This is a genomic window from Streptomyces sp. NBC_01176 (assembly GCF_045039825.1).
GTDB lineage: Bacteria > Actinomycetota > Actinomycetes > Streptomycetales > Streptomycetaceae > Streptomyces.
Window position 1 is genome coordinate 209,900 of record NZ_CP108601.1, and the last position, 18,786, is coordinate 228,685.

General features: G+C 72.4%; 12 protein-coding genes. 2 read left to right on the plus strand and 10 right to left on the minus strand.

The window, feature by feature from the left end:
* Positions 1–565 precede the first annotated feature (565 nt).
* From OG199_RS44545 to OG199_RS44555, 3 genes are all read right to left on the minus strand, one after another.
* Positions 566–3,907 (minus strand): right-handed parallel beta-helix repeat-containing protein, encoded by a 3,342-nt coding sequence (locus OG199_RS44545; protein ID WP_331728106.1) that lies wholly within the window; start codon positions 3,905–3,907, stop codon positions 566–568.
* A gap of 534 nt (positions 3,908–4,441) precedes the next feature.
* Positions 4,442–5,290, minus strand: coding sequence for an MBL fold metallo-hydrolase (locus tag OG199_RS44550; protein WP_331728109.1), 849 nt, complete (start codon positions 5,288–5,290; stop codon positions 4,442–4,444).
* Positions 5,291–5,449: 159 nt separating this feature from the next.
* A complete protein-coding gene (locus tag OG199_RS44555) occupies positions 5,450–6,445 on the minus strand; it encodes a helix-turn-helix domain-containing protein (protein WP_331728111.1) in 996 nt (331 codons plus the stop codon).
* A 70-nt stretch (positions 6,446–6,515) separates the two neighbouring features.
* Between OG199_RS44555 and OG199_RS44560 the strand changes: the two genes are divergently transcribed.
* Both OG199_RS44560 and OG199_RS44565 read left to right on the plus strand, forming a co-directional pair.
* Positions 6,516–7,451, plus strand: coding sequence for an NADP-dependent oxidoreductase (locus tag OG199_RS44560; RefSeq protein WP_331728113.1), 936 nt, complete (start codon positions 6,516–6,518; stop codon positions 7,449–7,451).
* A 36-nt stretch (positions 7,452–7,487) separates the two neighbouring features.
* Positions 7,488–8,327 carry an MBL fold metallo-hydrolase gene (locus OG199_RS44565; RefSeq protein ID WP_331728115.1) on the plus strand — a complete coding sequence of 280 codons (840 nt, stop codon included), beginning with the start codon at positions 7,488–7,490 and terminating at the stop codon, positions 8,325–8,327.
* 83 nt (positions 8,328–8,410) lie between these two features.
* Here OG199_RS44565 and OG199_RS44570 read toward each other — a convergent pair whose 3' ends face one another.
* From OG199_RS44570 to OG199_RS44600, 7 genes are all read right to left on the minus strand, one after another.
* Entirely contained in the window at positions 8,411–9,685 is a 1,275-nt protein-coding gene (locus OG199_RS44570; RefSeq protein ID WP_331728117.1) for an MFS transporter, read from the minus strand.
* 71 nt (positions 9,686–9,756) lie between these two features.
* Entirely contained in the window at positions 9,757–10,368 is a 612-nt protein-coding gene (locus OG199_RS44575) for a flavodoxin family protein (RefSeq protein ID WP_331728119.1), read from the minus strand.
* A 640-nt stretch (positions 10,369–11,008) separates the two neighbouring features.
* Positions 11,009–11,878 carry an aldo/keto reductase gene (locus tag OG199_RS44580; RefSeq protein ID WP_331728122.1) on the minus strand — a complete coding sequence of 290 codons (870 nt, stop codon included), beginning with the start codon at positions 11,876–11,878 and terminating at the stop codon, positions 11,009–11,011.
* Positions 11,879–12,056: 178 nt separating this feature from the next.
* Complete coding sequence (locus OG199_RS44585; protein WP_331728125.1) at positions 12,057–12,776, minus strand: hypothetical protein; 720 nt, start codon at positions 12,774–12,776, stop codon at positions 12,057–12,059.
* Between the two features lie 31 nt (positions 12,777–12,807).
* Positions 12,808–13,650: an alpha/beta hydrolase gene (locus tag OG199_RS44590; RefSeq protein ID WP_331728128.1), complete on the minus strand. Its 843-nt coding sequence runs from the start codon at positions 13,648–13,650 to the stop codon at positions 12,808–12,810.
* A gap of 326 nt (positions 13,651–13,976) precedes the next feature.
* On the minus strand, positions 13,977–15,350 hold the full coding sequence (locus tag OG199_RS44595; RefSeq protein WP_331728131.1) for a hypothetical protein: 1,374 nt from the start codon (positions 15,348–15,350) through the stop codon (positions 13,977–13,979).
* Positions 15,351–15,512: 162 nt separating this feature from the next.
* On the minus strand, positions 15,513–18,629 hold the full coding sequence (locus OG199_RS44600) for a hypothetical protein (RefSeq protein ID WP_331728134.1): 3,117 nt from the start codon (positions 18,627–18,629) through the stop codon (positions 15,513–15,515).
* Between the last annotated feature and the right edge of the window lie 157 nt (positions 18,630–18,786).

Here is an 18,786-nt window from a genome sequence, read left to right on the forward strand (position 1 = left end):
CTGATGGCGGGTGCTGGGACTGCCGGTGGTGATGCGGGAAACGGGCACACCCTGCCGGCACCGAGTCTGCGGACACCGGGAACTTCTCCTCCGGGGCCGTGGACGGCGACTGTGCGTATGCGGCTGCCGGTCGGAGGGGCCCTGGCGCCGGAGCGGACGCCGTGCGGCGGCGGGGACGGCTCACGCGCTCGGGCACCCCGGGGGGAGGTGCGGGAGCCGTCGGCGTCGGGGGTACGCCGTGCGTGAGCCGTCCGACGCCGGGCCCGGCAAGTGGCCGGGCCGGGGGAGGGTTCCTTGTGCGGCCGGTGCGGCCCATTGGAACAGCAGGCGTCGCCTGCTGTCCAAGACGGATCCGTCATCACCTGATGCCGGGCAGGCATCGCCGACCATCGGTCATCTCGTCGGCGGGTGCCGACGGGCTGACGACCCACTCGGAGGGCGGATCGTTACCGTCACGTGTGCCGCAGCATCAGCGGCGGTCACGGACCACGTCGTCTGCGGCGGGCGGGACGGGTGGACCTTGCCCATCCACGGGTGTCCCGGGCGCACTCTGCGAACCGCCCTCTCAGGCCGGCGTCTCGGCGGCCGTCGCAGCGAAGAAGGGTAGGTCCTCCGGCAGCAGCCTGGTGAGCGCGATCACATCCGGGTTCACCACACCGCCCAGCCGCCCCGCCTGGCGAGTCATCATCTGTTCGACCAACTGCCGGGCCAGACGGGCGTTGCCGAAGGACCGCGAGCGGGGCAGGGCGTCCAGATGGACGCGCAGAGCCTCCAGCGTCTCCTGGGCGCACTCGTACCCGGCCGTGCCGGCCTGCTCCTGGACTATGGCGAGCAGTTCGTCCGTGGAGTAGTTCTCGAACTCGACCCTGCGGGTGAAGCGGGAGGCCAGCCCGGGGTTGGACTCGAGGAAGCGGCCCATCTCGTCGGGGTAGCCGGCGACGATGACGACCACTTCGTCGCGGTGGTCCTCCATCAGCTTCAGCAGCGTGTCCACCGCCTCCCGGCCGAAGTCCTGCGGCGAGTTCTCCGGTGTCAGAGTGTAAGCCTCGTCGATGAACAGCACACCGCCGACGGCTCGTTGAAACGCCTCGGTGGTCAGCTGGGCGGTGTGGCCGATGTAGCGGCCCACGAGGTCGGCTCGCGCCACCTCGACGAGCTGGCCGCGCGGCAGGACACCGAAGGAGCGCAGCAGGTCGGCGTAGAGGCGCGCGACCGTCGTCTTACCGGTGCCAGGCGGCCCGGAGAAGATCAGGTGGTGGCTGATCCGGGGGGTGGGCAGCCCGACCGCGGCCCGCTGCCGGTAGGCGGACAGCAGGTCGACGATGCCGCCCACCTCGCGCTTGACGGCCTCCAGACCGGTCATGGCGCGGATCACCGCGAGGACGTCGCTCTCACCGGGCCGGCTGGTGCCGGAGCGGATCTGCGCCGCCTCCTCGTCCCCCACGTCCTCGGGCAGCATCAGGGTCAGGTCCGACTCGCCGGCGTCCGGCAGGGACGCCAGCCGGAGCGACTGACGGTCCACCATCTCCTCGAACACCTTGCGTGCGGCCCGGCCGTTGCCGAAGGTCGCGTCACGGCGCATGCCGGAGAAGTGCAGATGCAGCGCCTGCCGGGTCTCCGGGTCGAGCCGGTAGCTGTGGCTCGTGCACATGTTCTCGGTGATGGTGACGAGTTCGTCCACGGAGTAGTTGTCGAACTCGATGGTGCGGGTGAACCGGGACGCCAGACCGGGGTTGGCGGAAAGGAAGTCCTCCATCTCCTTGGAGTAGCCGGCGACGATGACCACCGCCTCGTCTCGGTGATCCTCGATCAGCTTGACCAGGGTGTCGATGGCCTCCTGTCCGAAGTCGACCCCCGAGCCCTTGCTGTCCGACAGCAGGGTGTACGCCTCGTCAATGAAGAGCACGCCCCCCAGCGCCTTGCGGAAGGCCTCGGTGGTCTTAATGGCGGTGCCGCCGATGACCTGGGCGACGAGGTCCGACCGGGACACCTCGACGAGGTGCCCGGACGGCAGCATGTCGAGGCGGGCGAGGATCGAACCGTACAGCCGGGCCACCGTGGTCTTGCCGGTGCCGGGCGGGCCCGCGAAGACCAGGTGCCGGCTCATCGGCGGTGCGGGAATGCCCAGTTGGGCGCGCCGCTGGGTCAGTCGGCCGAGGCTGACCAGCATGTTCACCTGCTGTTTGACCCCCGACAGACCGACCAGGGCGTTCAGGTCGGCGAACGGGCCCTCCACCGGGGGCCCGTTCTGCGGTGCCGCGGCCGGACCGGTACCCGCCGTCTCTCCGCCGCCCGTGGCCGGTTCCGCCGTCTGCCAGTCGTCCGGCAGGCCGTTGTCCGAACTGTCCAGGCGCTCCACCGTCAGGGCCGGGCCGGGCCTGGTGTGCCGCAGTCCGGCACCCTGGTTGGAGTGCACCGTGCAGCCCGCGACCGTGATGGGCGCGGTGCCGTCCAGGCGGATGCCGTCACCGGTGTTGCCGGTGAGCACGCAGTCGGTGAGGGAGCCCTTGCCGCCGGCTGACACCAGGACACCGTGCGCGCGGGCGCCGCTGGCCCGTACGCGCGTCAGGGAGACGTCGCCGCCTTTGTCCACCGCGATTCCCGAACCGGCACTGCCGGTCACGTCGCAGTCGCGCAGGGAGGCATTGCCGCCCTGCGCGACGGACACCCCCGCCTTTCCGGCCGTTCTGAAGGAAGAGCCGCCGAACTGCGGGTGCCCGCCCTGCTCGACCCGCACGGACGGTCCCGTGCTGTCCTGGACCTCGCAGTTCTCGAAGCGGCCCTTGGCGCGGTCACCGACGACGATGCCGGCGTCGCGGACGGCCGTTACCCGTACCCGTCGCAGCAGCGGGCGCGCCCCGGACCGCAGGACGACACCCGGACCGTACGTGCCCGAGACGTGCGCGCCCTCGATCTCCCCCTCGGCTTCGTCGGTCAGCAGGAAACCGCACTCGCCGCCGCCCTCGACCTCGGTGTTCAGCAGGTGGGGCGCGCTGGACTGCTCGACGTGCACGGCCGCCTGCGCGGCTTCGGCGAAGACGCAGTCGGTGTACCGACCCCGGGCACGTTCGGTCAGGAACAGCCCGCTGCCGCCCGTGTGGCTGGTCGAGCAGTGTGACAGCTGCGGGTCCGAGCGGTTGGCCACGGCGAAACCGTGTCCCGTCGTGTCGTGCACCCGTACGCCGGTCAGCACGGTCCGTGCGGTGCTCGCCAGGTAGACGCCGAGCGCGCAGTCATGCACGGTCGTGCGGGTCACGCCGATACCGGTCGTGCCCTCCAGGGCGATGGCGGGCCGGTCGGTGGAGGATATGTCGCAGCCTTCCAGCCGGCCTTCGGAGCGGCCGTTGGCCAGGACTCCGTTGCCGCGGGCGTCGCGCAGGGTGCAACCCCGTACGACGATGCGCCCGTCCTCGCTGATCACGATGGCGGAGGTGCCCATGTGCTCCAGGGTGCAGTCCTCCAGGACGCTGCCCACCGCCGAGGTTTCCACCACGCCCGCGCCGTCCGGGTTGGTGACCCGGCAGTTGCGCATCGCCAGGGACCCCGTGCTCCGGCTGAGCAGTGCCGTCCAGCCGGATCCGAGCACCTCGCAGCCGTCCAGAGCCACCTGCCCGCGGACCGCGTCGACCACCGGGAGGTCGTCCTCGTTGCCGCGCAGCACCAGGTCGGTCAGGAGGACGGCGTCCGCGGCAAGGGTCACCGCCGTACCGTTGCGGGGTGCCAGTTCCACCGACCCCCTGGGACCGTCGGCCACGATCGTGACCTGCGCGCGGATGGTGAGACTCTCGGCGTACACGCCGGGTCGGAGCCGGATGACCGTGCCCGCGCGGGCCCGTGACAGGGCGGCCGCGATGGTCGGGTGGTCACCGGCGCCATCCTGGCTCACGGTCAGTGTCGTGCGTGCCACGGCCGATCCTCCTCAGTATGCAGCCGCAGGTCGTTCCGGCTCCGGCTGCCGGCCGGCAACCGGACCTCTGCGGTGATGCGGGCCCGGACTCCCGTATCGCCGCCGGGCCGCCCTGAGCGGCCGAGATGCGCGCGGCAGTTCGGGTGGTGCACCTCTGAGGGTATCCAAGGAACACATGTGGCCACGAGCCGACTGCACATGAGGGTCCGCCGGAACGCACTCGCCGTGCGTTCCCGCTGCACATGTTGCCCCGGATCCATCACACATGTGCACCTGGACCTGTGCCCGACGGGGTGCGCGTGCGGGTGGAAGGAGAACGGCCCAGGCGCCGACGGCCCGTCAGGAGCGCAGCGCGCCCGGCGCGACGGCGACGTCCTCGGTCACGGAGAAGGACTGGTCCGAGGTGGCCGTGGCGTGCAGTCTGGCGCCGTCGGCCTGGGCGGCGCCGGCCCGGCCCCCGCCTGCGACCGCATGCGGGAGCCGGGGAACGGGCGGCAGGGAAGCCCTGATCCCGGACGGGGACCGGGTGCTGTGTCAGGAGACGGTGGTGCCGGGGTAGAGGTGCTCGGCGGACTGGAAGAGGATCGTGGGGTTGATCCGGGCGAGGTGCCGCGCCGTCATCAGGTCGGCGAACTCCTTGGCGTCCCGTGCCACCGTGCTGAGTTCTTCGACGTCCTTGAGGTACTGGCGGGTCTCGTCGAGGTGGCGGGGGTCGTCATCGCTGCCGGGGGCTTTGTGCCCGGCGACAACGGCCTTCGGGCGCAAGGCCCCGATCTTGTCGATGGCTGAGACCCAGTCGCGGCGGCGCTGGGCGTCACCCCCGGCCAGGAAGAGGTGCACGCCGTTGTAGACGATGTCGCCCGCGACTGCGAGACTGAGGTCGGGAACGTGGACGAAGGTGGTGTCCTGGGTGTCGCTGTCGCCTGCCTCCACGAAGCGGACTTCGTGGCTTTCGAGGTCGAAGGTGTGGCCGTCGACCGGCGTCGGCACGATGACGTCCTTGACGATCTGGCCGGGGAACTGGCTGTTCCAGTAGTCCATGAAGCTGGTCGTCTGGTACTGGGCGAGTGCCACGGTCCCCTTGGTGCCCAGGATCTGCGCGTCGGGGAATCGCTTGGCCACCTCCGCGAAGCCGAACCAGTGGTCGCCGTGGCCGTGCGTGGCATACATGGCGAGCAGGTTTTTGCCGGATGCGGCCACCCAGTCGGCGACCTCGCGGGCCTTGTCCTCGGTGTGCGGAGCGTCAACCAGGATGGCGTCGCGCTCGCCGTAGATGAGGGTGGAGGCGATCGGAGACCAGGCCGGGACCGGCCGTACCGAGGTGCCGTCGGGCAGTACCGCCGGCGGGGGGAGGGTCACCAGGACGTCGTAGCCGAGAGCCATCACTTCACCGCCTGCCGCGTCGTGCCGGTCGCCTGGAACTCACCGCAACGGTGCGTCAGCGTCGTATTGTTCATGCATCCACGGTCCGGCCTGACCCAACGCCGGGCAAGGGAGCGACGGCCAACTAGCGCCAGAAGTCTGCCAATCGGGGCCGGAGTGCTACGCGGGTGCCTCGGCACGGTCCGACCGGACGGTCGCGGCGGCAGCCTGGAAGGTGCGGCGGTAGGCGAGCGGAGAGACGCCGAGTTCCGCGTTCATGTGCTGGCGCAGTGAGGTGGCGGTGGCAAAGCCGACGTCGGTGGCGATCTGGTCGATGGTGAGGTTGCTGGATTCCAGCAGGTGGCGGGCGCGGTCGAGGCGCTGCTTGATGATCCATTGACGGGGTGGCAAGCCGGTCTCCTCGCGGAAGCGGCGGGCGAAGGTGCGCAGGCTCATGTGGGCGTGTTCGGCCAGTCGAGGGACGGTGAGCGGCTCGGCGAGGTGTTCCAGGGCCCACTGCCGGGTGGCGGCGGTGGAGGAGGCAGGGTCGTCGGGGACGGGTCGGGCGATGTACTGGGCCTGGCCGCCGTCGCGGAAGGGTGGGACGACGCAGCGGCGGGCCGCGCGGTTGGCGAGTTCGCTGCCGTGGTCGGTGCGGATGAGGTGCAGGCACAGGTCGATGCCGGAGGCGGCGCCGGCGGAGGTGAGGATGGCGCCGTCGTCGACGAACAGGACGCCCTCGTCGAGACGGATGTGTGGGTACCAGCGGCGGAAGTAGGCGGCGCATTCCCAGTGGGTGGTGGCGGGGCGTCCGTCGAGCAGGCCGGCGGCGGCGAGGATGAACCCGCCGGTGCAGACGGAGGCGATCCGGGTGCCGGGGCGGATCCGGGAGAGTGCGGCCGCGACGGGTGCGGGCAGGTCGCGGGTCAGACGCGTGGGCTCGATCGGGGTGACGACGACAGTGTCGGCCTGTTCCAGGATGTCCGGCCCGTGCTCGGGCATGACGGAGAACCCGGCGTTGGTCGCGACCTGGCCGCCGTCCGCGGAACAGAGGCGGACGTCGTAGTGGCCTTCGGCGGCGCCCAGGATGCGGGCCGGGATGCCCAGTTCGAAGGGATAGACCCCGTCCAGGGCGAGGACGGCCACGCGGTGCGGAGCGCACCCGGAATGGTTCATGGCAGAATTCTATCGAGTATTGGCGTATCGGCCATTGCCCGTGATCGTCCAAGGACAGACGGTGGGAGGCATGAACGACACGATGCTCACCATCAGCCAGGACGAGCTCGGCGGCCCCGAGGTCCTGAAGCCCGTCACCGCCCCTGTTCCGAAGCCCGGCCTCGGCGAGATCCTGATCCGGGTGCACGCGGCGGGTGTGAACCCGGTCGACACCTACAACCGCGAGGCCGGCGTGCTCGTCGGCGAACCACCGTTCGTGCTCGGCTGGGACGTCTCCGGAACCGTCGAGGCCGTCGGTGCCGGCGTCACCCTGTACGAGGCGGGCGACGAGGTGTTCGGGATGCTGCCCTTCCCACACGGCCACGGCGCCTTCGCCCAGTACGTCCTCGCGCCGACCCGCGCCTTCGTGCCTAAGCCGGAGAATCTCGGCCACGTGCAGGCCGCGGCCCTGCCACTCGCCGGGCTGACCGCCTGGCAGGCCCTGGTGGAGACTGCCCGTACCGGCAAGGACAGCCGCGTCCTGATCAACGGCGCGGCCGGCGGCGTCGGCCACCTGGCCGTCCAGATCGCCAAGGCGCAGGGCGCGCACGTGGTCGCCGTGGCCTCCACCCGCAACGCCGACTTCGTACGCTCGCTGGGCGCCGACGAGGTGATCGACTACACCACCACCGACTTCACGCAGACCGTCCGTGACCTGGACGTGGTGCTAGAGGCCGTCGGAGGCGACTACCTCGTGCGCGCCCTCAACTGCCTCAAGCCCGGCGGCGTCCTCGTCACGACCCTGCCGCATACCCTCGCCGACGCACTGCCGGAGGCGGCCCGCCGAGGCGTCCGCGCCGCGGGCCTGTTCGTCGAGGCCGACCGGATCGGCATGACCGCCCTGGCCGAACTCGCCGCGACCGGGCGGCTGGTCCCCACCGTCGGGGCCACCTACCCGCTGGAGCAGGTCGGCGCCGCACAGAGCGCCAAGCCGGGCCGCGGCAAGACGGTCCTCACCGTCGCCTGACGCCTCTGCCCGCCCCGCAGAGGAGAAAGCACGGCCATGGCCTCGCTGCACTTCTCCACGCTCGCCCAGGACGGCGTCCCGCACGCCGGTGACCAGCGCATGCCCGACGGCAACCGGCTGGTGTCGTCCCCGCTGACCACGACCCTGATCCTGGGCGAGCGTGAGGCCGCCCTGGTCGACCCACCACTCACCAGGGAGCAGACCCGCACCGTCGCCGACTGGGTCGAGCGCTCCGGCAAACGACTCACGCATATCTACGCCACCCACGGTCACGGCGACCACTGGTTCGGCACCGCCGAGCTGATCCGCCGCTTCCCCACGGCCCGCGCCTGGGCACTGCCCGGCGCCATCGAGATGATGCACCGGCAGGCCACCTACGAGCGGGCAGAGATGTGGGACCGCGTCTTCCCAGGCATGGTCGGCGACACCCCCGTGCTGGCGGCCCCCGTTCCCGAGACGGGCCTGCTTCTGGAGGGGCACGAACTGCGCGCGGTGGAGACCGGGCACACCGACACCGACGACTCCAGCGTGCTGCACGTCCCCTCCATCGGCCTGGTCGTGGCCGGAGACGTCGTCTACAACAACGTCCACCTGTACCTGTGCGAAGGCGTCCTCGGCGGCTTCACCGCCTGGCTGCGCGCCCTGGACATCGTCGAGGACCTGGAGCCCGACTCGGTCGTCGCCGGTCACCAGGACCGCACCCGACCCGACACACCCGACACGATCGCCCAGACCCGCGCCTACCTCCACGATGTCGAGGACCTCCTCACCGGCGAGCCCACCCCCCACGAGTTCTTCGACGCGATGATCCAGCGCCACTCCGGTCGCCTCAACCCCGCACCGCTGTGGTACGGAGCCTTGGCTCTGCTCGGCTGAGCCGGCCCCGGCTGCCCCGAGACGCGGCGCAGGACGTCCTCGGCGCGCTCGACCAGCCGGAACTTTCCACCCACCCGGGGCGTTCACGTTCCTTCGGCGAGCCGAGGCTGGTTGGTGCGGCGCGCCCGCAGGGCCAGTGAGAGGGCCGCAGCCGCGGCGAGCAGGGCCACCACTGAGCCGTAGACGATGACGGTGGCGGTCAGCGGGACGAAGTCACTGGCGATACCGGCCAGCAGGACCGGCGCCCCGTACGCGGTGTAGGCGACGAGGTAGACCGCGGCGAAGAGGCCCCCTCGGCTGGCGTTGTCCGCGAGCGGACCCAGGATGCGCAGGGAGGAGCCGAAGGCCGCGCCCTGCCCGGATCCGCCGAGGAGCGCGCCGACGATGACCAGCGGCAGGCTGCCAGCCGCGACGCCGACGACTGCGAGGGCGGCGCCCACGAAGATGAGAAGCGCGCCGACGCGGGTGGCCCGCTCGGCGGCCAGCCGGCCGAAGGCGATGCCCGCCACGGCCGCTGCCATGGGCTGGATGGCGACGATCGCGCCGTTCACGGCCGCGCTGTGGATGCCGAAGACCGAACTGTCGAAGGACGGCGCCAGGCCGAGGAAGAGGCCGGAGAACATCCAGCCGGCTGCGACCAGGGGCACCAGGGACCAGAACCATCCCCGGGCCGCCCGGAGGACGCTGAGCCTGGGCCGCAGCGACGCCAGGACACCGGGGTGGCGGTCGGCGGTCTCGGGGGCGGCCAGCACGGAGGCGATGCCATAGACCAGGACCACCGCCAGGCCGATGAACACGACCGCCGTCGGGTGATCACTGGTCTGGACGGCAACGCCGGCGAAGAGGGCCCCGAGAGCCAGTCCGCCCACCGGGGCGGCGCTGGTCAGCACGGTCATGACGGGCCGGCGCCTGGGGCTGGCGAGTTCGATGATCGCCGCGGTGAACGTGCTGGTTGCCGCTCCGGTGGCCATGCCCTGCACGGCCCGCGCGGCGATGATCCAGCCGATGTTGTCGGCGGCCAGGAAGAGCGCGCTCGTGACCAGCAGCAGGAGCATGGCCCCCACCAGGACCGGTCGGCGGCCGATGTGGTCCGAGACGGAACCGGCCACGAGCAGGGTGGCCAGCAGCGTCACCGCGTACACGGTGAACGCCGTGGTGAGCTGCCAGGCGGGGAAGCCCCATTCGCGCTGGTACAGCACGAAGAGGGGGCTCCCGGCGCCGGCTCCGAAGGCGACGGCGATCGAGGCGGTCACCACGCCGAAGGTGGCCAGGGGCCGCCCGGAGCCGGACGGCCGGGCGGGCGCCGGGCGTCGGGGTGGGGGAGTGGTCTGATGTGGCGTGACTGCAGAGAGCTTCACGGCGTCTCCTCGTGCCGGTCGTCCGGGCGGGTCGGGGGGCGGCGTACCGCCCCGGAAGGTCGCGTCGACGCTCAGACCGTGCCGGCGAGGGCGCGGCGTCCGGCGCTGATCAGGGCGGCCTGCCGGGCGACGCGCGCGCCCAGGTGCTCGGCCGTTGCGATGTCCGCCTTGTGGACGGTGTCGACTCCGCCGTCCAGCGGGGTCTGTGCGCCGGCTCCGCCCCAGTAGCCGAGGCGGTTCAGGTCGTGCTCGGAGGCGGAGCTGGAGTTCCACCCCGGAGCCAGGCCCAGGCTGACCCACAGCATCCGGTGCTGGGCGGCGAATGCCGCGAAGAAGGCCAGGGTGTTGTTCTTGTCGCCGCTCTTGGAGGCCGAGTTGGTGAATCCCGCCGCAAGCTTGTCCGCCCAGCGTCCCTCCGCCCAGCGGCCGCTGGTGGCCTCGGCGAAGGTGTGGAAGCCGGCCGAGGCGCCGCCCATGTAGGTGGGCGATCCAAAGATGATCGCGTCCGCAGCGTCCAGCCGGTGCCACTGCTCGTCGGTGATGGTGGTCACGTCCACGAAGATCACGTCGGCTCCGGCGTCGGAGGCCCCGCGCCGCACAGCCTCGGCGAGCACGGCCGTGTGCCCGTAGCCGGAGTGGTAGGTGACGGCGACGGTCGGGCGGGGGGCGGTCTGCTCGGACATGCTCTGCTCCTGTGGGTCGAGTGCGAAAACGTTCGGCGGGGGCGCGGTCGCCTGGGTACTTCCTGGCCCCTCGAGGTCGACTGCGCCGTTAACTGGCGTAGCCACGCAATGAATATGGCCGGTCGCCTTGATTCAGTCAAAGCGATTCCGCCCTGCCGTAATTCCCGGGATCCGCCGCAGCGTGCGGGCGATCTTCCCGGCAGCGGTGCCATCCCGTGTCCCGAACAGACGCGACCGACGCCGTCCGGCGCGGCCCCGGCCGGCTGGGACAGCGGCGGTCGGTGGTGGTCGACGACTTCGGTGGGACCCCATGCCCCGGGCGAAGCCGGCCCGTCCCCGGCGGGGAAGCCGTACCAGTAGGGCACCTGTCCGGTCGAGTGGGTCCACGTGCGGGCGGAGACGTTCGAAGCGACCCTCCCGGGCGGTCGGCGAGGTCAGCGGCAGCGCCGCCGCGACGGATCGGCCGCGCCGATGGTGCGACGCGACCGGATCACGCTCGTGCGGCTGAGCCGTCCCCGGCCGCTCCCGCATCCCGGGGCGTCGCCGTCGGCGAGCCCCGCCACCGAAAGACCCGCCGCACGCACCGATGCCCGCGCCCTTCGGGGTCTCCGTGGGGCCTCGGGCTCGTGCCGGGGTGGTCTCAGCCCCGGGAGAACGGATCGCTCAGAGCCTCGAAGTCGGCCGGCGACAGCTCCAGCGAGGCCGCCGCCACGTTGTCCTCGAGGTGCTCGACCGACGACGTGCCCGGGATGGGCAGCACGACCGGTGAGCGGCGCAGCAGCCAGGCCAGCGCGGCCTGGGACGGCGAGGCGCCCAGGTGGGCCGCGACGCGGTCGAGGGGACCGCCCGGCCTGGCAAGCTGCCCGGTGGCCAGCGGGAACCAGGGCAGGAAGGCGATGTGGTTCGCCTCGGCGTACCGCAGCACGTCCTCCGAGTCGCGCTGGGCGACGTTGTAGAGGTTCTGCACGGAGGCGACGGGCACGATGCGGCGAGCCCGCTCCAGCTCGTCGACACCGACCTCGGAGAGCCCGACGTGAGCGATCTTGCCCTCGTCGCGCAGCTCCTTGAGGGCGCCGATCTGGTCCTCGAACGGAACAGAGGTGTCGATGCGGTGCAGCTGGAAGAGCGGGATGCGTTCCAGCCCCAGCCGGCGAAGGCTGGACTCCGCCTGCGCCCGTAGATACGTGGGACGGCCGTTCGACCGCCACTGTCCGGGGCCCGGGCGGGTCAGTCCGGCCTTGGTGGCGATCACCAGGTCCTCCGGGTACGGGTGCAGCGCCTTGTGCAGTAGCTCCTCCGCCGTCCCGGGTCCATAGGAGTCGGCGGTGTCGAAGAGCGTCACGCCGAGCTCCACGGCGCGGCGCAGAACGCGCACACCCCTGTCCTGGTCGGGGAAGGGACCCCACACTCCCGGCCCCGTCAGCTGCATCGTGCCGTAACCGAGTCGGTTGACCTTCAGGTCACCGCCGATGGTGAACGACCCGGAGGACGCCGCTGAGATGCTACTCATTGCTGTCTGCCTTTCTCGTTCGGGCCACCCGCGGTCGGGGTGGCCCGACGGCACCGTGAAGCGCCGCGATCCGTGTTCGTGTCGCGCGGCCGCCCGCCGGGGACAACCGACCCCGCCGCGCGTAGCGGCCGGACGGGAACGGCGGGGCCGCCCGTCGCACGACAGGGTGCCGGGATGTTCAAGAGACGGTGACGTTCTCCAGGTGCACCGAGACGACCAGCGGCTCGGGCACCTTGTGGCCGTTCTCGTCGCGGCTGTAGATCATCCGGGTGGTGGGAATGACCAGGCCGGACACCTCCTGGTGCCCGGAGATGTAGTGGGCGGCGGGGGTGTCGCCGGCGATCGCGACGCTGTAGTCGCGCCGGCGGATCAGCCCGGAGCCGTCCACGTACAGGGTCTGCTCGGAGCTGAGGGTGGCGATGCTGTCGGGGAAGACCACGTGCAGGCGGCGGAACTTCTCACCGTCCTCCGTCCACGTGCCGATCTCCTCGGTGCGTACCCCGGGGAAGGTCAGCGAAAGCGGCTCGGCCAGGTAGGTCCACATGGCGCTGCCCGAGAAGTAGGCCAGCTGCAGCCTGCTCCACGGGGTCATCAGATCGTGGCCGGCGAAGGAGGCACGCGGGTCGAGGAGTTCGTCCACGAGGTTGCCCTCGGTGTCCTCCACCGCGACCCGGTCCCCCGTGAAGGTCACGCGGTGGCCGTCCTCGAAGAAGGGTTCCTGCCGTACGTACTGCCGGCGCAGGCCGACGGTCACGTCCACGTCGTTGAGGGCCCCGGGATGCCCCTTCATGCCCCACAGGGCGCCGCCGAAGAACTGGCGGGCGCTGATCCGGTCGGCCTCTTCCCAGCGGGCGCGGCCGCCGTAGGCGTCGAAGATGGTGTTGAGAAGGTCGGACACGGTGCGTCTCCTGGTGGCGGTGCGGTGGGTGTCAGCTGAGGAACTCGTTGACGTCCTTGGCTGCTTCGGTCGGGTACTGGAACAGCGACGCGTGGGCGGCATCCGGGTAGATGCGGATCTGCGCGTCCGGGATGAGGCCCGCCATCAGGTGGCTGCCCCGTGTCGGGATCATCAGGTCGTTGTCGCCCTGCAGGATCAGCGTCGGGCACTGGATGCCGGTCAGCCGCTGCAGCGCGCCGTGGTCCGGGATGCCCCACTCCAGCACGGCGTCGTACTGGGCGTCGCGGGAGGCCAGGCTGCTGGGTACGTCCCGGCCCTCGGTGCGGGCCAGGAAGCGGCCCAGGAACTCCACGCCCTTGGCCTGGCTGGTTTCGGTGTGGGCGAAGAAGATGTAGAGCAGGTCCTCGCCGGTGGGCACCGCGGCACGGGCGTGCGTCTCGATGTCCTTGCGCCAGCCGTGCATGCCCGGGGCACCCTTGGGACCGGTGCCGACCAGGATCAGGCGGCGGATCAGCCGCGGCCGGACCAGAGCCATGTCCTGCGCGACAAAACCGCCGATGGAGAAGCCGAGGAGGTCGATCTGCTCCAGGTCCAGCGCCGTGGTGAAGCTGATGATCTGCTGGGCCATCTGCGCGACGGTGGTCGCCGGCGTGCCGGTGGAGGAGGATACACCGGCGTAGTCGACCAGGATGACCTCGCGCTCAGCGGCCAGCGCGTCGACGAGGGCGGGGTCCCAGTTGTCGAGGTTGCCGGTGAAGTGCTGCAGCATCACCAGTGGTACCCCGCCCTCGGGGCCGAGCCGGCGGTAGGCGTAGCGGACGCCGTCCGCCTCTGCGAACTGCGTGGGGGCGGTGTGGTGCGTCTCTGAGGCCATCGCTTCTCCCTGGCGGACTGTATGTGCGTGCGGACCGGGTGTGTGGGCGCCGGGTCACGAACGTGGGCCGACGCCTGGCCCCGGTCTTGCGGCCGGCCGGGTCTGCCCGACTGCTCGGTGCCACGCGACGAGCATGACCGTCACATGTGGAAAGTTTGTGGCGCACTTCTTGCACACATCGTGCCGGGAGAAGGATGGTGACGCGAACGCCCGGCCGGGCGGAGCCGGCTGGGCGTTCGCGTCTCAGGCGTCCAGAGGGCCACCTGGACGCCCGGGCCGCGGACGGGGGCGGTCCGCCGCGTGCGCAGCGTCCCTCCGTCCCGCGGTCAGTGCTGCGTACCGGCCGACCACAGGACGGCGTGGCCGGCGGACTGGATGACGACGTTGCCGTCGGCCTGTATCACCAGTTGCGCCCCGGGGTTGCCGGCGGTGCCGGACGACCACGCCGTACCGTTCGCCTGCGTGTAGACGACCAAGTGACCGTCGTCCTGGAAGACGGCCTTGTACCCGGTGCCTCCGGTGTGCGAGGACCACCGGACCGTCCCGTTCTCGTCGGTGATGACGAGGTTGCCGTCCGTCCGCATGGTGACCTTCATACGGTCTGACGCCACGCTCTCCCCTGGACCGAGGACGGTGGTGGCACTCACCACGCGCGTGCTCCACTCCCGCTTGGTGGTCGCAGGCATGGCCCTGGCGGTGGCCCGCACCGGCGTCGCGGCGGGGCCGGCCGTGGTGGTCCCGGCCTTGGCGGGCGTGGCCCTGGTCGTCGCGGTGCCAGACGTCCTGGCCGCCGTCGTCGTCGGCTTGCCCGCAGCCGACACCGCGGCCGTGCCCGAATGCGCGGAGGGCTTCCGCTCCCCGGTGCGCTGCGTGGCCGACGCCGTATTCCCGGCGCCCGTCAGGAGGCCGAGCCCGGCCCCGGAAGCCCCGGACGCGTGGGCCGCGGCCTTGCCGGCCGACGGACGCAGCAGCCCGGCATGCTTGCCGTGCGTGCCGGAGGCGGCCGGGGCAGGGCGGGGTGCGGCGCCGTCGGAGGTTTTGTGCACGATCCTGGGCCCGGCCGCCGGCGCCGGCGTGGGGACGGCACCGTGGGTGTCGTCCCCTTCCGCGGCCGGCGAGGGCGCCACCTGTGGAAGGACCGGCCCGGCGGTGCCCTGCGCGGGGTCCCGCAGCGGCTCGAGGCTCGGTGTTCCGTCGGTGACGGTCGCCGTCCCGTCGTCGGCCGCGCCCGGAGTCTCGGAGGCGATGGGGACCTGCCGCCCGAGTCCTTCGTAGGAGGTCCGGCCGCCGTGATGCGAGATCAGCGGTACCGACGCCAGGACGGCCCCGGCGAAGGCGGCGGCCATCAGGAACGGCTTGCCGGTCCGGTGGCCGGCGGGTGCCCGGCCCGCGCGAGGGCCGGTGGCGCGTCCGGGAGCGCTGAGCATGCCGCGCAGGCCCTGCTCAGCCTCGGCTTCCGACTCCTCGTTGCCGGGTGCGGCGGCTGCGGCTCGGGGGGCGGGCGGAGTCAGGTCAGAGCCGGTGGAGGACCCTTCCGCCTGCGGCCCGCGTGCGCCGGCGGGGCCGGATACTGCGGGAACCGGGGCGGGCAGGGATCGGGAGGCGCTCAGGTCTCCGCCGTAGACGGTCCCGGGCCGGGCCGGTGCGCTCTCCGGGAGGGGCGGGTGTGCGGCGATGCCGTCCGCGGACGGCAGTGCCACGGCGCGCCGGATCCCGCGCGCGTCAGCTGTCGGCGCAGACGGCGGGGCGCCAGAGGACGCTGGGTACGTCGATGACATCCGTGCTCCTTCGAAGGGAGGTGTTTTCGGGCAGACCGTCCGCACCTCGTCGTCGGCGCGGTGGGGACGGGGTTTCGGGAAGAGTCACCGGCCAGGGGCGGCGGGCGAGGCGTCCGGCATGATCCCCAGGACGCCACGTCGTCCGGCGGCCCAGACCGGGTCGCCGTCCCGCCCGGCGGGCTCGTCGGCCAGGGCGCGCAGACGCTCCAGGACCGGGACGTCTGCCGTGTTGAGCATGCCGGGAGCGGTCGGCGGGGTGCCCGGGGGGACCTCCCGCAGGACCACCACGCTCACTTCGCCGCGGTCGCGCACCTCCAGCACCCTGAACCGGCTGCCCGGCCCGAAGACCACGTCGGTCGACGCGGCCGGACCGGCTTCCCTGAGCGACCCGACCCTGCGTCCGGTCGACGACCAGATCAGGTAGTGGTCGTCCGCCAGCGTGGGGTACCAGGGTTCGCCCACCGCGCGGCTGATCACCGGGACGGTGGCGCCGACCTCCTCACCGGGCAGGAGCATCGCGGTGCCGTCGTCGAAGACGCCGGCGGTCAGCACGGTCGCGCCCCGGTAGGAGGGGAGCCTGCGCAGTCCCGAGGCCAGGCAGGCCAGGTAGGCCACCGCGTCGGGATCCCGGCGGTCCAGAGCTGCCGCGAGTTCCCGTTCGCCCAGGCGTCCCTCGCCGGCGCCGAGGTAGGCGTACAGGGCCGCGAGATCGGCGATCGGGTCACCGTCCTCCCCTCCCGTCGGGCGCAGGCCCGGCAGTGTGGTGAGGGTCCGCTGGGCAGCGCTGGTGTGGCGCTCCCAGTCCGCGCCCACGTGGGAGCGCAGACCCTGCCGCTCGGCGGCGCTGCTGCGGTGGTTGGGCAGTACGGGCACGTAGGTCACCTCGCGCAGAACGGCCTGTCCAGGTGCCTCGGAGGGGCTTTCGGGCGACGCGGATGGCGCTTCCTCCGGGTCGGCTGCCGCGGTCTGCGGGGCCGTGCCGTCGGGGGACCAGGAGTTGTCGCCCGGCTCGAAGCCGGTGGAGGAGGTGAACAGGGGGGTGAAAGGTTCAGGCTCCGGCAGCGGCCCGGTGGGCTGAGGTGCGGACGGCGGAAAGAGGGGGTCGGGCGGTGGCCACGCGGCCACGGGCTCCGCCGACCGGATGGCGCCCTCCTGGGGATCGGCCGGGTTGGGGCCGGGAGTCTGCGGTGCAGGGCTCACCCGCACGTCGTCCGCGTCAGCGTCGGTGGCCCGCGCGGTCTGTGTGGTGGACGTGGTCGGCACGCTGGGGCTGGCGGACTTTGGGCCGGCCCACCTGTCGCTCATGTCACCGTCGGTGGCCCGCGCGGCGTAGGGCTCGGCCGGTATGGGGGCCTGGAGGGAAGGGTGTTCTTCCCGAGCCGGCCCGTCCGCGGAGTGCGGGTCGCCGCCGGAGGGGTGCGGCGCGGAGGGGCCAGCCGGGACGGGGGCGGCGTCACCGGCCGTGGCCCGGGTCGGCACCGCGTCGCCGGTGCCCGGACGGGCGGTGCCGCTCGTGTGCGGGTCGAGGAGCGGCGAGGACGCCTGCGCCTGGGGCGTGGAGGCGGGCGTCGCGGCCGTGGTGGCGTGCCGCGCCTCGGGGAGGTGCGGTGAGTCCGGCTCGGGGGCGCCCGCTCGCGGGTCGGGGCTCAGCGAGTACTCGGCCGGGCCCGTTCCCCCAGTCGTGGTGACGTACTGGACGGGCGGTGCGATCGGCGGGGCCTCTGGCAGGGGCGGCCCGGCGTGCGGGCCGGGGGTCGGCGCGGCGGGCTGCCCGGGGTGGTCCGCGAGAGGGACGCGCAGCACCTGGGCGGTGTCCGCACGTGCGCTGGACCAGCCTTTGGGCGCGAGAACCATGCCGTGCCGTATCGCCAGGCGCCGCAGGGTGCGCTGGCCGGTCGCCCCGGTGTTGCCGTGCACCTGAATCATGGCCCGCTCCCGGACCTCGTCCTCCAGCGACGCGAACAGTCGATCGAGCGACGGCCAGAGCGAGTCGTCGATGGCCCGGCCCGGTCCGCCGAGGTCGATGGCCACCACGTCGCCGTCGGCCGGCCTGGCGGCGGTCAGGGGCGGCCGGTCGCCGTGGCGCCCCACCCACAGGCCTGACCAGGTCAGTGTGGTCTGCCAGCGGTCGTCGAGGAGGAAGACGCCGGGTTCGGAACCCTCCTTCAGCCAGGCCGCGGGGGAGCGCAGGTTGCCCATGCGCGGCTCCGGCGTCCGATCGGCTCCGGCCGGAGAGCAGGTGACGCTCTCCACGTAGGGCTCCCAGGCCGGGCTGCCGTCCGGGCCGACGATCACGGTGCGCGCGGTGCCGTCCAGCGGGTCCGCCGCCAGCAGCACCGGCAGGCCGCTGGTGACGTCGACATCGAGCCCCAGTGTGTCCGCGGTCTCCTGGCCGAGGGCGAGCAGGTCGCGCCCGTTCGCCGGGACGAGCCTCACGCTCGCACGTACGCGGCTCGGCAGCGCCGCAAGGACGTCGGCGACGGCGTCGGCGCTCACTTCCGGCGCGTCGGGCGCGTCGGGCGCCCCCACGAGCAGCAGGGGCCTGCCGGGATCGACCGGAACGGCGAAGCCGAGCGATTCGGGGCCGCCCGACGGCGCCGACACCGGCCGGACCAGCAGCCCCGCGGGCATCTGCTGCACGACGTAGTCCTCGGCCACGACGGCCGGCACCCGTGCGAGGTGGCTCTCCCAGGCGGGCCGCGGAAGACGCGCGCCGATCCGGCGGGGCACCGCGCCGGGGACGAAGAGCCACCAACCGCCGAGCGACGTGCTGCCGTCGGGGGAGAACAGCGAACCCCCCGGCACGATGAGCGCGGGTCCGCTCGGCGCGATCACTTCCAGTCCCCAGTCCTCGCACAGCCGCCGGGCCGGCGAGGGCGCCGCCCGGCGATCGAGGGCGCCCTGGGACATCACCAGGCGCACCAGCCGTACGCCCCTCGCCCGCAGTCCGCCGACCAGGGGGGCGAGAGCGCGGGCGAAGGCATCCAGTTCCTCGTCCGCCGGCAGGGCACCGACGAGTACGGTGGCCTGCCCGGGAGCGTCGTGCAGCGCTTCGGCGGCCTCGGCGAGCGCCTCCGGGAGATCCTCCTCGCGGTGCACCAAGTGGACGCCCTTCACCCCGGTCACCGTGAAGGCGGCGGCCTGCGCGCCGGCGGGGGCGTCCGGGGTCCTCTCCTGCGCCCTGCTGACCCGCCGGACCATCAGGCGGTCCGCGCCGACGGACTGGCGGGCTGCGGGTGACGCGGTCGTGTGCCGCGAAGCGTGAACCGGTGCACTCGGCCGAACGAAACGGTCATGGTCGGCTCAACTCGCCTTCATCCGCAGGTCTCCCGTGCCCGTGACCCCGTGGTCGGCGGAC